This window comes from Stenotrophomonas sp. 86428_Sma (assembly GCF_056481585.1).
Genome location: NZ_CM151156.1, coordinates 4,661,017 through 4,675,376 on the forward strand (window position 1 = coordinate 4,661,017; position 14,360 = coordinate 4,675,376).

A 14,360-nucleotide genomic window follows, 5' to 3' on the forward strand; every position below is an offset into this window, starting at 1 on the left:
CGAAGGCAATCCGCACCGAAACGCCTCCTGGGATATGCCGATGACTGCAAGCACCGCTCCGCGCTGGCCCGTACGCTACCTGCTCTTCATCGGCGGCCTCGGTGGCCTGCTGTACGGCATCGACATCGGCATCATCGCCGGCGCCCTGCCCTATCTTGAAGCGACTGCCAGCCACGCCTGGCAGCTCAGCAGCCAGCAGCTCGGCTTCGTCGTCGCGGCAGTGCTGCTGGGCAGCGTGCTGTCCTCGCTGTTCGCCGGCATGGTCGCCGACCTGATCGGCCGCCGCGGTGCGATGCTGCTGGCCGGCCTGCTGTTCACTGCCTCAATCCCGATCATGGCACTGGCATCCGGCTACACGCCCCTGCTGCTCGGCCGGCTGCTGCAGGGCATCAGTGGCGGCCTGATCGGCGTGGTGATTCCGCTGTACCTGGCCGAAGTGCTCAGCCCCGAGCGACGCGGGCGCGGCGCGGCCATGTTCCAGCTGCTGCTGACCGTTGGCCTGGTGCTGGCTGCCCTGATCGGCCTCTACCACGCCCACGCCGTGGATGCCGCCGCCGAAGCCGTGCGCTCACTGCCGGTCGCGCAGCAGGCGCAGGAACTGTTCACGGTGAAGGACCACGCCTGGCGCACCATCTTCTGGACCTGCCTGGCACCGGGCCTGCTGTTCTGCGCTGGCATCTTCTGGCTGTCCGAATCGCCGCGCTGGCTGGTGCGTCGCGGCCGCATCGATGATGCGCGCCGCAGCCTGCAGCGCGTGCTGCCCGCTTCGGAGGTGGAGCCGACGCTTGCACAGATCCAGGCACCGGAATCGAGCAGCGGCAGCGGCAAGCGCGACCCGCTGCTCAGCCGCCGCTACGTGGTGCCGTTCCTGCTCGCCTGCGTAGTGCTGGCCTGCACCCAGGCCACCGGCATCAACTCGGTGCTGGCCTACGCGGTGAACATTCTCAACCAGGCCGGCCTGTCCGGCTCGGTGGCCAATGGTGCCGATGTGGCGATCAAGCTGCTCAATGCGGTGATGACCGTGGTCGCGCTGCTGCTGGTCGACCGCAAGGGCCGCAAGTTCCTGCTGATGCTCGGCAGTGGCGGCATCTGCGTGGCCCTGCTGGCCGCCGCCACCCTCTTCTTCCAGGCCGAACGCGGCCGCACCGACGTGCAGCCGCAGCTGCAGGCGGCGGTCAGCGGCGACGGCCTGCAGCTGGTGCTGGATGATGCGCAGTGGCAGCGCCTGAGCAATGGCATCGACAGCCAGGGCCGGCCGCTGCAGCTGACCGTCTCCTACGCCTACGGCGACTTCACCAATGTGCGCGCCCTGCGCAGCGACAACCTGACCGACCGCGAGCTGCGCATCGAGCGTGCCGGCACCGTGCAGCCGGACAGCGTGATCGGCGCGTTCTTCCGCAAACTGCATCTGAACCCGTTCGCCGATCCGGCCGCTGCAGCGCAGGCACCGCTGCGTATCGAGCAGGCCCGCATCGGCCCGGTGCCGCCACCGGCACACGGCTGGGCAGTGGCCGCCTGCATCCTGGTGTTCGTCGCATTCTTCGCGGTCGGGCCCGGCGTCTGCGTGTGGCTCGCGCTGTCCGAGCTGATGCCGAACCGCATCCGCTCCAACGGCATGAGCATCGCGCTGCTGATCAACCAGTTCGTGTCGACCACTATCGCCGCGATCTTCCTGCCCACGGTGGGCCACTATGGCTACGCCAGCATGTTCGTGTTCTGGGCGGCCTGCACCTTCGTGTTCTTCCTGGTGGCCGCGTTCTGGCTGCCGGAGACCAAGGGCAAGTCGCTGGAAGAGATCGAGGCCCGCTTCGCCCGGTAGCGGTCGACTTTGGTCGACCTCCGCGCGCAGCGCGGGTTCATGGCGCGCCCGTCATTCGCCAGTGATGTGCTTGGCCAGCTCCCGCGCTTCGGCAACGCTGGACAAGCCGCTCAGCATCATCGATTCGCCGAACGGCCCCTGCACCGTCGCCACCATCAGCACGCGGCCATCCACGCTGATCGCCGCACGCTGGCCCACCAGTGCCGCGGTGCCATCGTGGATGCGCTGATGCGCCTCCGGCCGATAGCGGATCTGCAGGCCCGGCTGCTTGCCTTCATCCAGCACATAGCGCACATCGGCAATATCCGCGCTGCCGGCAATCGGGGGCTCGCGCAGGGCGAGGGTCTCGCCCTGCCACTGCACCGATGTGCCCTTGCCGGCTGCATCGACCGCACTCAGGCGCACATCCACGCCGGGGCGTGGTGCATGATCCTTGCCTGCCAAGACACCGGGTGTGGCGCCCGGCATACATCCGGTCAGGATCAACGCCATGCCCAGCAACAGGGGAAGCGCAGCCCTCACTTCAACTTCCGCAACTTGAATGCCACCAGCACCTGCAGCAGCCCATACAGCAGGCTGCCAATGCCAATCCACAGCGTGGTCACTGCCACACCCGCATACGGGTTGGCCGCGAACAGCACGCCCAGCACCACCGCCAGCACGCCACTGAGGATCAGCAGCCACTCGCCCTGGATCTGCTTGCGCACGCGGATCGCGAACACGATGCGATAGATGCCGGCCACCAGCAGCCACGCTGCCAGGAACAGCACCAGCACGCTGGCGGTGGCCAGCGGATTGATCACCGCCAGGATGCCGAAGCCCAGCGAGGCGATGGCATACAGCGCCAGCCAGCCACGCGAGGCACCGCTGCCGCCGCTGACCAGTGCGAACAGGCTGATGACACCTTCAACGATGGCCATCACACCCAGCGTCCATGCCAATGCCATGGCTGCAGACAGCGGCCAGCCGATGGCGACGATGCCAAAGCCCAGCGCAACCAGCCCATACAGCAGCAGGATCCACCAGCTACGACCAACCGCCGACAACAGGGGAGACAAGGGGGAATTCATCGCCACTCCTTCGATCCGGAACCGGGCTCATCCTAGCCCCTGGGGATGAAGAGGGCGATCACGGCGCCCGCGCGCAGACCCATACCCGCACCTCGTCCGCTCCCACCCACCGCAGCGTCTCCGCAACCTCCATCACCGTGCTGCCGGTGGTCATCACATCGTCCACCACGGTCAGTCGCGGCGGCACCGGACCACGTACATCGAACGCATCGAACAGGTTTTCCCTGCGCTGTTCGGCCGTACGCTCAGACTGCGGCGCGGTATGCCGCCGCCGGTACAGCCCCTGCCAGACCGGCATCGGCAGCAGGCGGCACAGTTCTGCCGCCTGGTTGTAGCCGCGCTGGCGCAGGCGGCGCCGGTGCAGCGGTACCGGCACCAGAGGTAGGCATGACCACGGCGGCGGTGCGCGCTGCATCAACTGCGCCAGCAGGCGACCGGCGGCGAGATCCTGATGGAACTTGTAGCGCACCAGCAGCTGGTCGACCGGCGGCAGGTACAACAGGCTGGCATGGGTAGCGGCCTGCGGTGGCGCTTCCTCGCGGCAGCTGCCGCAGACGATCAGGGCGTTGTCGGGCAGCGGCAATGCGCAGCGCAGGCAGGCGCGGCCGGCCCACGGCAGCTCGGCAAGGCAGGCGCGGCACAGGTCAAGATCATCGTGGCCCGGGTCGTTGCAGACCAGGCAACGCAGTGGCAGCAGAACGCGAAGCAGCACTGCGGGCCAATCCGCCGGTAGAGGGAGGTAGGCAAGAGGCATACCCCAACCTGCCCGCGCAGCGATGCCGGAACCATCACCGGCAACCACACCGGACGGTCAGGAAAGCGGACGCAGTGCTGTCGGCCGTCTCATCGGGTCAGTCACGCAGGGATGCCCGCCAGGCCACCAGGGCGGCGGCGGCGCGCTGGGTCCTGCGCTCATCCGGATTGACGCCCATCTCATTGCGCGCCATGCCGGCAAGGGCCGCACACAGGTCCTGTTCGCCTGCACCGCGCAGCAGCTGGGACTCGATGCGATCTGCGTAGGCGGCGTACTCGCCACGGCAGTCCGGATTGGCCTGGATGCCTATTGGATCCCATACATAGTGCAGGACTTCATCCACCGCTCGGCCCAGTGCACCGCGCCTGCGGTGTGCCGCCTGGCGGACCTCCTTCCAGTGTGGCGTGTTGTGCAGTGCCTCGAACGGCATCGGCACCGGCGACAACAGGTAGGAGATGCCGTCTTCGTCCTGCTTGACATGCCAGACGCCAACACCGACATCCGCCATGTGCTCGGACAGCGGGAAAACGAAGGCGGGCAGCCACAACAGCTCGATGCGGCCATCTCCCTGCCAGCCCAGCGCGGTGAACATCCCGGCTGCGATCTCCCGGTAGGCCTGCGCGGCAGGTTCGCCGACCAGTTGCCCCGGATCCAGCATGAACACCCGGTTGTCGATGTACTCGACCACGCTGCCATGGAACTCGCGCAAGCGCTCGGGCGGGTAATCGATGACCTGTTCAGGGGCGATGGTGTAACTCACTTCGTGAAATCCTTTCCGCTGGAAGGCGAGTGTGGCACGACGGCGGGCATCATCAACACCTCCGCCAGCCCGCGATAGATCGGCACCCGGCACACCAACCCGGACACGCCGCGCGCGATCAGCACCGTGGCCAGGATCGGCAGCAGCAGATCACCACTGTCGGTCAGCTCCAGCGAGATCACCGCCGAGGTCAGTGGCGCCTGGGTGACGCCGGTCAGATAGGCGCACATGCCCAACAGCACGAACGCACGCGGATCCACACCCGGCATCAGCACCGCGAGGTTGTGCCCAAGGCCGGCACCGACCGCCAGCGCCGGCGAGAACAGGCCACCGGGGATGCCCGCCACGTAGGACGCCAGATTCGCCAGCAGCTTCATCAACCCGAACTCGTGGCCGACCATCGCCTGCCCCTGCACCAGGCTTCGCGCCTGCTCGTAGCCGGTGCCGAACGCGCCTTCGCCGAACGTCAACGCCAGCGCCACCACCACCAGGCCGCAGCCTGCAGCCAGCAGCACGGGATGCCGCTGCCGCAGCTGGCCCAGCCAACGCGGGCGGCCCGCCGCACTGGCCAGCACCGCGCGCGCGAACAGGCCTCCCAGCAACCCGGCCACTACGCCGCACAGCAGGATCGCCAGCCAGCCCTGGCCCAGTGGCAGGCGCGCGCTGACATGACCGAAGTAGGTGTAGTTGCCCAGCAGGCCCAGCGACACCACGCCACCGACGATCACCGCGGTCAGCAGGGTGCCGGAAAAGCGATGCTCGAAGCGGCCACTGAGCTCTTCGATGGCAAAGACGATGCCGGCCAGCGGCGTGTTGAACGCCGCCGCGATACCCGCCGCACCACCGGCCAGCAGGAAGTGCGAGAGCTCGCGGGGATCCTTGAAACCGAACCAGCGGCCGAACAGGTACATCAGGCTGGCGCCCACATGCACCGTGGGACCCTCGCGCCCCACCGATGCGCCACCGAGCAGCGACAACGAGGTCAGCAGGAGCTTGCCGGCCGAGACCGCAGGTGAAAGATTAGTCTTCCGGAACGGCTCATCGGCCTTGTCCAACGCGGCGATGACCTGCGGAATACCGCTGCCCCGCGTGGGTTTCAGCACACCGGAAGTGAGCCAGGCCAGCAGCGCGAAGATGCCCGGCGTGAGCAGCAGGGCCCACCACGGCGAGTGCGAGGTAATGCGCTGGAAGAGATGGAAGGCCGCGTCGCTGGCCTTGGCGAACAGGATGGCCACCAGCGCCACGGCCACAGCGCCGCCCCAGAGCGCGGCACGGCGACGCCAGGCCTCACTGAGAACCAGCGCGGTGATGCGGCCGCGGAGGCGGTCGAGATCGGTCATGCGGGGCAGTCTGGACGCTGCGGAGGAAGGCGGACAGCGGGTACTGTGGCTGAAGGCCTTGCAGGATGTGGTGAATACGCTCACGCGCCGGGAACCGCATGCTTTGGCAGCAATGGCACGCCGTCCCACATGCGTGAAGGCCGGCCGATTCCTGCCGGGTTCGTCCAACGCGCCTCGTGGAGGTAGCATTGCAGCCGCTGCCCTCTGGGGAGAGGGTGCAGCTCCGCCGGCAACGAAAGGCCGCCACCGCTCGTCATCGCGGTAGCGCTTGCCAGCACCTGCGTGCCGACATCTGCGTGAATTGCTTCGTTCTCGACATCCTCAATGACAATGGAGTGTGAGATGAATGCCTACGACCCGCTGGATCACATCATCCATCTTCGTGATGGCACGCTGCAGGAATCAGACCTTCGCCGGATTGTCGGTCGCGCGCTGCAGGCCAGGTCACCTTCCGGAATCGTTATCCATGTACATGGCGGCCGCGTTTCGCAGAAGCGTGGACGGCGCATCGCAGAAGCCTTGCATGACCCCTATGTGCGGGCACAGGCCTACCCCTTGTTCTTCGTCTGGGAAACGGGTGACATCGAAGCTCCGTTGAACAACCTGGGCGAGATCCTGGGTGCAGTACTCGCCAAACTTCTCTTCAGGAAAGTCCACGACAAGATCCTGGAAAAGCTAGGCGGCGGGCAGGTTCTCACGCCCGGCATGAAGATCCTCAACGCCGCGCCACCCGACGAGGAGATCCTTTCGTCAGATCTCGCGCAGGAATTCGCTGATGATCCCGAGGTGAACCAAGCCATTGCCGAGGCCCGTGACGATTACAGGGAGGCGACGCTGGCGCCCGCCAACAAGATGCTGGCACACGAACCGCCAGCCGAACGCGCGGCCATCGTCAACGAGCGCACGGCCAGGGAACTGTTTGGCACTCCGTCACCCAACAAGGCCATGGCATTGAATTGGATCGCGCTGGCCATCAAGGTGGCCAGACTGGTGATACGCGTATGGCAGCGCCAGCAGAGTGGTCGAGGGCGCCCAGGCGCCGTCTCTGCCGTGATCGTGGAAGAAGTGCTGCGTGAGTTCTATCTCGATGACGTGGGGCGCATCGGCTGGTGGAATCCCATGAAGAAGGATGCACAGGATTCATTCGACGGCCCGGCATCGGGTGGCGTCAGATTCCTGCGCGAGCTGCACAGGCAGTTGCAGTCCGAAGCCTCTGTTCCCCGCATCACGCTCGTCGGCCACAGCGCCGGCAGCATCTTCCTGTGCGAGCTGTTGGACCAGGCAGCGCAGATCCTTCCGGATCTGACGTTCGACCTTATTCTCGAAGCGCCTGCGGTGACGTGTCGTCGGTTCGCGCATGCCATCTCGAAGCACGAGAACCGCATCGGGAGGTTCCGGCAATTGGCGATGAGGGATGCCGACGAAGCCAACGAGCGCTCACTGTTCTTTCCCGGTTCGCTGCTCTACATCGTGTCCAACATCTTCGAAGATGCTGCCGATGAGCCTCTGCTCGGCATGGAACGCTTCTTCACCCGGGAGAACGTCTATCGCAACTCTGCGGCGTGGGCAGACATCTCGGCCTGCCAGGCGTTCTTCGCCCGGAAGGGAGAAAGCGCGGTGAGCTGGTGGACCCTTGATGACCTCAATGCCGACCAGCGCGAAGGTTGGGGCCACGGCTACTTCGATGACGGTCCCTTCATCCTCGGCAAGGTGACCGCGCTGATCAGCGAAACACCGCACACGCCTTGATGCCGATCGCTTTTCGCGCTCGACGACAGAAGCAACGCTCCGGGCGGGATCGCCCGGAGTGCAAACACTGTAAACCATGTGAACATAAATATTGTTGACAGCCTGCGCACGCCCACCCACACTGCCGCCCTCGCTCCACTCGTACCCAAGGTCCCGCCATGGCTGCTGCCATCCGCCACGACTGGCAACACGACGAACTGCAGGCGCTGTTCGATCTGCCGTTCCCCGAGCTGCTGTTCCGCGCCGCAGCGGTCCATCGCGAGCATTTCGACCCCTCGCAGGTGCAGGTCTCCACGTTGCTGTCGGTGAAGACCGGCGGCTGCCCGGAAGACTGCGCGTACTGCCCGCAGGCGCAGCGCTACAGCACCGGGGTGAACGCGCAGAAGCTGATGGAGACCGATGCGGTGCTGGCCAAGGCACGCCAGGCCAAGGCCGCTGGTGCGTCGCGCTTCTGCATGGGTGCCGCGTGGCGATCGCCGAAGGACCGCGACATTCCGAAGGTGGCGGCAATGATCGCCGGGGTGAAGGCACTGGGCCTGGAGACCTGCGCCACGCTGGGCATGCTCAGTGGCGAACAGGCACGTGCGCTGAAGGACGCCGGCCTGGACTACTACAACCACAACCTCGACACCGCGCCGGACTACTACGATTCGATCATCCACACGCGCCAGTACCAGGACCGCCTGTACACGCTGGAGCACGTGCGTGATGCCGGCCTGAAGACCTGCTGCGGCGGCATCGTCGGCATGGGCGAGACGCGCGCGCAGCGCGTCGGTCTGCTGCTGGCGCTGGCCACGCTGCCGGCACATCCCGATTCGGTGCCGATCAACAAGCTGGTGCAGGTGGCGGGCACGCCGCTGCATGGCAGTGCCGAGCTGGATCCGTTCGAGTTCGTGCGCATGATCGCGGTGGCGCGCATCGCCATGCCGCGCTCGATGGTGCGGTTGTCCGCCGGGCGCGAGGCGATGAGCGACGAACTGCAGGCGCTGTGCTTCCTGGCCGGTGCCAATTCGATCTTCTATGGCGACAAGCTGCTGACCACGGGCAACCCGGAAAGCGAACGCGACCTGGCCTTGTTCGCACGCCTGGGCCTGCAACCGATGGCGGTGCAGGTAGATGCCGAGGGCCACGACCACGGCGGCACCGTGCACGCCGATATCAGCGCCGATACGCCCGGCTGTGGCTGCGCTCACGCGGCCTGAGACGGGATGCAGGCAGGCGTCGCGGCAACGCGCTACCCTAGCCGCCCCGTCGTCGCATTCAGCCACCATGGCCCGCCCCGACCTGACCGCCCGCCTCCACGCCCAACGCGCCCTGCGCGATGCCCAAGGCCGTCGCCGCACGCGGCGCACGGTCACCCGTCGTGATGGCGTACGCCTGGAAGTGGACGGCCAGTGGCTGACCGGCTTCTGCAGCAACGACTACCTGGGCCTGGCCCAGCAGTTCAGCGTGGTCAACGCGTTGCAGGACGCCGCCGCACGCGAAGGCGCTGGCGCCGGTGCCTCGCACCTGGTCTGCGGCCACCACGCCCTGCACGAGGCACTTGAACGCGAAGTGGCCGAGTGGCTGGGCTATCCGCGTGCGCTGCTGTTCGGCAGTGGCTTCGCCGCCAACCTGGCGGTGCAGCAGGCATTGCTGAGCGAAGAGAACGATGTCTGCGTACAGGACAAGCTCAACCACGCCAGCCTGCTCGATGCGACGCGGTTGGCCGGTGCACGCCTGCGCCGCTATCCACATCTGGATGCGGAAGGCGCGATGCGTCAGCTCAAGCACGCGCCCGATGGCGCGGCGATGCTGGCCACCGATGGTGTCTTCAGCATGGATGGCGACATCGCACCGCTGCGTGCATTGTCGCTTGTGGCACGCCTGCAGCAGGCGCTGTTCTACGTCGATGACGCGCACGGTGTGGGCGTGGTCGGTGATGGCCGTGGTGCGGTCGCGGCCGCTGGCCTGAGCGTGGACGACGTACCGCTGCAACTGGTCACGCTGGGCAAGGCACTGGGCGGTTCCGGTGCACTGGTGCTGGGCCGTGACGACCTGATCGAGCATCTGGCCGAAACCGCGCGCCCGTACATCTACACCACCGCCGTGCCACCGGCGATGGCCGCTGCGGCGCTTGAAGCAGTGCGCCTGGCGCGTCGCGACCACTGGCGCCGCACCAAGCTGACCGACCTGATCGCGCTGTTCCGCAGCGAAGCGCGTCGCCATGGGCTGGACCTGATGGCTTCGGAAACGCCGATCCAGCCGCTGCTGTGCGGCGATGACCATACCGCCGTTGCGATGTCCACGACGCTGGAACAGGCCGGCTGGCTGGTCGGCGCAATCCGCCCACCGACGGTGCCGGAAGGCAAGGCACGCTTGCGCGTCACCCTGTCCGCGCTGCATACGCCGGAACAGGTGCGCGGCCTGGTCGAGGCCATCGCCAGCGCGCGCGACCGCGTGACCCTGGCCGTGCGTGAAGCCGCGCCACCGCCGCTGCCCGCTTTTGCCTGAGTTCCGTGTAGTTCCCCATGCATATTGAAGTCACCGGCCGCGGGCCGGACCTGGTTCTGATCCACGGCTGGGCCCTGCAGGGCGGCGTGTTCGCACCGCTGGTGCAGCGCTTGGCAGACCAGTTCACCCTGCATCGGGTCGACCTTCCCGGGCATGGCCACAGCCGCGACGACACCACGCCGCTGCGCCTGCCGTTCGTGGTCAACGCGATTGCGGCGGCGACGCCACCGGCGGTGTGGTGCGGCTGGTCGCTGGGCGGATTGTTCGCGCTGCACGCGGCAGCGACGCTGCCGAAGGTGCGTGGGCTGGCGATGATCGCCGCCACACCGCGCTTCGTACGTGGCGAAGATTGGCCGCACGCGGTGGAACCGGCCGTGTTCGAGCAGTTCGGGCGTGAGCTGGCCACCGATTTCGCCGGCACCCTGGAACGCTTCCTCGCCCTGGACGTGATGGGCTCGGCGCACGCCCGCGAAGAGCTGCGCACCCTGCGCCAGCGCCTGGTCGAGCGCGGTGCGCCCACCGAGCGCGCGCTGCTGGAAGGCCTGCGGCTGCTGGAAAGCACCGACCTGCGTGGCGCGCTGCCGACGCTGGGTAAGCCCAGCCTGTGGATCGCCGGCCAACGCGACCGGCTGGTTTCGCCAGCAGCGATGCAAGCCGCTGCAGCGCTGGCCCCGGGCGGACAGGCGCTGACCATCGCCCATGGCGGCCACGCGCCCTTCCTCGGCCATGCCGATGAGGTGGCCACCGCGTTGCAACACTTCGTTGCCGGCCTGTCACCGGCCGATGGCGGACAATGAGCGCCTTCCGAATTCCGCAGGACTGACACATGGATCTGGGTATCAATGGCCGCTGGGCACTGGTCTGCGGCGCAAGCAAGGGGCTGGGCCTGGGCTGCGCGCGTGCGCTGGTGCGCGAGGGCGTCAACGTGGTGATCGTCGCTCGTGGCGAAACGGCGCTTCAGCAGGCTGCCGAGGAGCTGCGCGCGCTGGCCGGTGCCGCCGAGGTGCGCGCGATCGCCGCCGACGTCACCACCGAAGCCGGCCGCGTCGCGGCGCTGGCCGCATGCCCGCAGGTGGACATCCTGGTCAACAACGCCGGTGGCCCGCCGCCCGGTGATTTCCGCAATTTCGAGCGTGACGACTGGATTGCCGCGCTGGACGCCAACATGCTGGCGCCGATCGCGCTGATCCGCGCCACCGTCGACGCGATGATCGAGCGCGGCTTCGGCCGTATCGTCAACATCACCTCGTCGGCGGTGAAAGCCCCGATCGATATCCTGGCGCTGTCCAACGGCGCGCGCAGTGGCCTGACCGGTTTCGTCGCCGGCCTGTCGCGCCGCACCGTGGCCCACAACGTCACCATCAACAACCTGCTGCCCGGCCAGTTCGACACCGACCGCCTGCGCGCCAACTTCGCCCACAGTGCGGGCAAGGACGGCGACGCCGACGAAGTGGCCGAACGCCGCCGCCAGCAGATCCCCGCCGGCCGCTTCGGCACACCCGACGAATTCGGCGCCGCCTGCGCCTTCCTGTGCAGTGCACAGGCCGGTTACCTCACCGGGCAGAACCTGCTGATCGACGGCGGCGCCTACCCCGGTACGTTCTAAGAGACTTTCGCAATGCCGTCCCACTTCGATGCCCGCCACGTCCGCCGCGCGTTCGCCCGTGCCGCCAACAGCTACGACGCCGCCGCCGCCCTGCAGCGCGAAGTGCAGTCGCGGCTGATCGAATCGCTGGACTACCTGGAGGCACGCAAGCCCGAGGTGGTGCTGGACATTGGTGCCGGCACCGGCCATGCCAGCGCGTTGATGAAGAAGCGCTGGCCGAAGGCGCAGGTGATCGCGCTGGACGTGGCGCTGCCGATGCTGGACCAGGCCAAGCGCCAGGCCGGCTGGTGGAAGCCGTTCCAGCGGCTGTGCGGCGACGCCGCCGCGCTGCCGCTGGCCGACAACAGCGTGGACGTGATCTTCAGCAACCTGTGCCTGCAGTGGGTGGACGACCTGCCGGCGGTGTTCGCCGGGTTCCGCCGCGTACTCAAGCCGGGCGGCCTGCTGGTGTGTTCCACCTTCGGCCCGGAAACCTTGATCGAACTCAACGAGGCATTCGCCGCCGCCGATGACCGCCCGCACGTGAGCCGCTTCGCGCAGATCGCCCAGTTCGGCGATGCGCTGATGATGGCCGGCTTCCGCGACCCGGTGCTGGACCGCGACCTGTTCACCCTGACCTACGACGATCTGCCGTCACTGATGCGCGAACTGCGTGCGATGGGCGCGACCAATGCACGGGTGGACCGACGCCACACGCTGACCGGGCGTGGCCGTTTCGCCGCTGCGGCAGCGGCGTATGAACCGATGCGTCGTGCCGACGGCAAGCTGCCCAGCAGCTGGGAAGTGATCTATGCGCACGCCTGGGCGCCGGACCCGGGCGCGCCGATCCGCGAAGGCGGGCATGACGTGGCCTCGGTGCCGGTGTCGGCAATTCCGATCCGGCGCAAGCAGAGCTGATCGTCCCGTAGTGCCGGCCGCTGGCCGGCAACTTCATGATTCCATGCTGGGCATCTGCCGGCCAGCGGCCGGCACTACCGCATGCCACGCCGTACGCGAATCGCTCTGGTAGGTGCCAACCTTGGTTGGCACACCCCATCAGATCGCGATGCCGCCAGCAGTGTGCCGACCAAGGTCGGCACCTACCAAAGGCGGGTATGGGCCGGCACGTGGACCGGGTAGCGCCGGGCCATGCCCGGCGAGCGCAGCGGCACCCTCAGGTATTGGCCGGCGAACTCAGCGGCGGGCGCACCAGGTCACGGTGGAAGAAATAGATTTCCTGCACCAGGAAGCGCCAGCTGGTGTGGAAGCTGCGGAAGCGCGTGCTGGGCGTGGACGAGGCCAGCGCATCGATGCCCAGCGCCTTGCTCAGGCGCAGCGCGCGCGCCATGTGCAGCGGATCGCTGACGATGATCACCCGGTGCAGGTCGCGCTGGTCCATCAGCCGCTTGGCTTCAACCAGGTTCTGCACGGTATTGCGCGAGGCGGTTTCGATCAGGATCGCATCGTCCGGCACGCCATGTTTCAGCGCATAACGCCGCGCCACCTGCGATTCGGAAAAACGCGCACCGGTGCCACCGTAGCCGCCGGTGAAGATCAGCAGCGGCGCGTACTGGGCCTCGTACAGGTCCAGCCCATGCCGGATACGCTCTTCGAACACCGGTGACGGTTTGGCGTCATAGGCGGCCGCACCCAGCACGATGATGGCGTCGGCCTTGGCGGCCTGGTCACGCTCGCCGACCCAGACGATCCAGGCAGTCACGCCCAGCAGCCAGATCACCAGCAGGACAAACAGCCGCCACAGCCAGCCCAGCAGGCCGGTGCGAGGCCGCTGCCGGTCGCGGCTCACGGCGCCCCCCAGCGCAGCGCTGGCAGGTCGACGTTGCCGCCGGACAGCACCAGGCCCACGCGCAGTCCGGCGAAACGTTGCGGCTGCGCCAGCACCGCAGCCAGCACGGTGGCCGAGGACGGCTCGACCACCTGCTTGAGCACCTCCCACAGCAGGCGCATCGCGGCCATCGTCGCCGCGTCATCGACCACGATCACCTCGGCACCGGCCGCGCGCAGCAGTTCGAAATTGGGCGCGCCGATCAGGGTACGCAGGCCATCGCAGATCGTGTCCGGGGTGAACGCGTCCTGGCGCTCGCCAGCGGCCAGCGAGCGCGCGGTATCGTCGGCACCGGCCGGCTCGGCCAGCACCAGACGGGTCTGCGGGCTGGCGTGCTGCAGGGCCAGCGCAGTGCCGCTGGCGAGGCCGCCGCCGCCCACCGGCACCACCAGCACGTCGAACGGGCCGTCGCTGTGCAGCAGTTCCAGGGCGGCGGTGCCCTGCCCGGCCATCACCGCCGGATTCGTATAGGGATGCACCAGGGTCGCGCCGGTGTCGGCCTGCACCTTGGCGCAGGTGGCCTCACGGTCGGCAATGGTCGGCGGGCAGTGCCAGAGCGTGGCGCCATGGCGCGCAATATTGGCCAGCTTGGCCGCCACCGCACCTTCCGGCACCACCACGTGACAGGGAATGCCCCGGGTACGTGCGGCCAGCGCCAGGGCGGCGCCGTGATTGCCGGAGGAGTGGGTGACCACGCCGGCACTGGCGGAATCAGACTCCAGCGACCACACCGCGTTGCAGGCACCGCGGAACTTGAACGCACCACCACGCTGCAGGTGCTCGGCCTTGAACGCCAGCTGTGCCCCGGCGAGCGCATCGAGCGTGTGCGAGCGCAGCACCGGGGTCACGCTGGCATGCGGGGCGATCCTCGCGGCAGCAAGCAGGACGTCGTCGGCGCGGGGCAACAGTGAATCGCTCATGACGCAAGATTAACGTATGCCCCC

At 67.7% G+C, this 14,360-nt stretch carries 14 protein-coding genes; 7 read left to right on the forward strand and 7 right to left on the reverse strand.

The window, feature by feature from the left end:
• The first annotated feature begins 40 nt into the window (after positions 1 to 40).
• Entirely contained in the window at positions 41 to 1,819 is a 1,779-nt protein-coding gene (locus tag ACZK3J_RS21385) for an MFS transporter (RefSeq protein ID WP_414577010.1), read from the forward strand.
• Positions 1,820 to 1,870: 51 nt separating this feature from the next.
• Here the strand turns inward: ACZK3J_RS21385 and ACZK3J_RS21390 are convergent, their stop codons facing one another.
• The 5 genes from ACZK3J_RS21390 to ACZK3J_RS21410 all read right to left on the reverse strand — a co-directional run bounded on the left by ACZK3J_RS21390 (position 1,871) and on the right by ACZK3J_RS21410 (position 5,743).
• Positions 1,871 to 2,341 (reverse strand): SecDF P1 head subdomain-containing protein, encoded by a 471-nt coding sequence (locus tag ACZK3J_RS21390; protein WP_121504185.1) that lies wholly within the window; start codon positions 2,339 to 2,341, stop codon positions 1,871 to 1,873.
• Positions 2,338 to 2,889, reverse strand: coding sequence for an HdeD family acid-resistance protein (locus ACZK3J_RS21395; RefSeq protein WP_049461697.1), 552 nt, complete (start codon positions 2,887 to 2,889; stop codon positions 2,338 to 2,340). The genes ACZK3J_RS21390 and ACZK3J_RS21395 overlap by 4 nt, the downstream gene beginning before the upstream one ends.
• Positions 2,890 to 2,947: 58 nt before the next feature.
• Positions 2,948 to 3,643, reverse strand: coding sequence for a ComF family protein (locus tag ACZK3J_RS21400; protein ID WP_032127079.1), 696 nt, complete (start codon positions 3,641 to 3,643; stop codon positions 2,948 to 2,950).
• Positions 3,644 to 3,740: 97 nt separating this feature from the next.
• Positions 3,741 to 4,403, reverse strand: coding sequence for a hypothetical protein (locus ACZK3J_RS21405; RefSeq protein ID WP_414577008.1), 663 nt, complete (start codon positions 4,401 to 4,403; stop codon positions 3,741 to 3,743).
• Entirely contained in the window at positions 4,400 to 5,743 is a 1,344-nt protein-coding gene (locus ACZK3J_RS21410) for a chloride channel protein (protein ID WP_414577006.1), read from the reverse strand. The genes ACZK3J_RS21405 and ACZK3J_RS21410 overlap by 4 nt, the downstream gene beginning before the upstream one ends.
• A gap of 342 nt (positions 5,744 to 6,085) precedes the next feature.
• Here ACZK3J_RS21410 and ACZK3J_RS21415 point away from each other — a divergent pair, with 342 nt between their 5' ends.
• The 6 genes from ACZK3J_RS21415 (at position 6,086) to bioC (ending at position 12,488) form a co-directional block, all read left to right on the forward strand.
• Positions 6,086 to 7,492, forward strand: a complete 1,407-nt coding sequence (locus ACZK3J_RS21415) for a hypothetical protein (protein WP_478476227.1) — start codon at positions 6,086 to 6,088, stop codon at positions 7,490 to 7,492.
• 158 nt (positions 7,493 to 7,650) lie between these two features.
• Complete coding sequence (bioB, locus tag ACZK3J_RS21420; protein ID WP_478476228.1) at positions 7,651 to 8,694, forward strand: biotin synthase BioB; 1,044 nt, start codon at positions 7,651 to 7,653, stop codon at positions 8,692 to 8,694.
• A 67-nt stretch (positions 8,695 to 8,761) separates the two neighbouring features.
• A complete protein-coding gene (bioF, locus tag ACZK3J_RS21425; RefSeq protein WP_478476229.1) occupies positions 8,762 to 9,985 on the forward strand; it encodes an 8-amino-7-oxononanoate synthase in 1,224 nt (407 codons plus the stop codon).
• A gap of 17 nt (positions 9,986 to 10,002) precedes the next feature.
• Positions 10,003 to 10,782: a pimeloyl-ACP methyl ester esterase BioH gene (bioH, locus tag ACZK3J_RS21430; protein WP_422346886.1), complete on the forward strand. Its 780-nt coding sequence runs from the start codon at positions 10,003 to 10,005 to the stop codon at positions 10,780 to 10,782.
• A gap of 29 nt (positions 10,783 to 10,811) precedes the next feature.
• Entirely contained in the window at positions 10,812 to 11,591 is a 780-nt protein-coding gene (locus tag ACZK3J_RS21435) for an SDR family oxidoreductase (protein ID WP_478476230.1), read from the forward strand.
• A gap of 12 nt (positions 11,592 to 11,603) precedes the next feature.
• Positions 11,604 to 12,488, forward strand: coding sequence for a malonyl-ACP O-methyltransferase BioC (bioC, locus tag ACZK3J_RS21440; RefSeq protein ID WP_164080493.1), 885 nt, complete (start codon positions 11,604 to 11,606; stop codon positions 12,486 to 12,488).
• Between the two features lie 256 nt (positions 12,489 to 12,744).
• Here bioC and ACZK3J_RS21445 read toward each other — a convergent pair whose 3' ends face one another.
• Positions 12,745 to 13,389: a YdcF family protein gene (locus tag ACZK3J_RS21445; RefSeq protein WP_071228615.1), complete on the reverse strand. Its 645-nt coding sequence runs from the start codon at positions 13,387 to 13,389 to the stop codon at positions 12,745 to 12,747.
• The gene (locus ACZK3J_RS21450) at positions 13,374 to 14,336 is read right to left on the reverse strand and encodes a pyridoxal-phosphate dependent enzyme (protein WP_149908935.1); all 963 of its coding nucleotides are present in this window, start codon (positions 14,334 to 14,336) and stop codon (positions 13,374 to 13,376) included. Before ACZK3J_RS21450 ends, ACZK3J_RS21445 begins: the two co-directional genes overlap by 16 nt.
• Positions 14,337 to 14,360 lie beyond the last annotated feature (24 nt).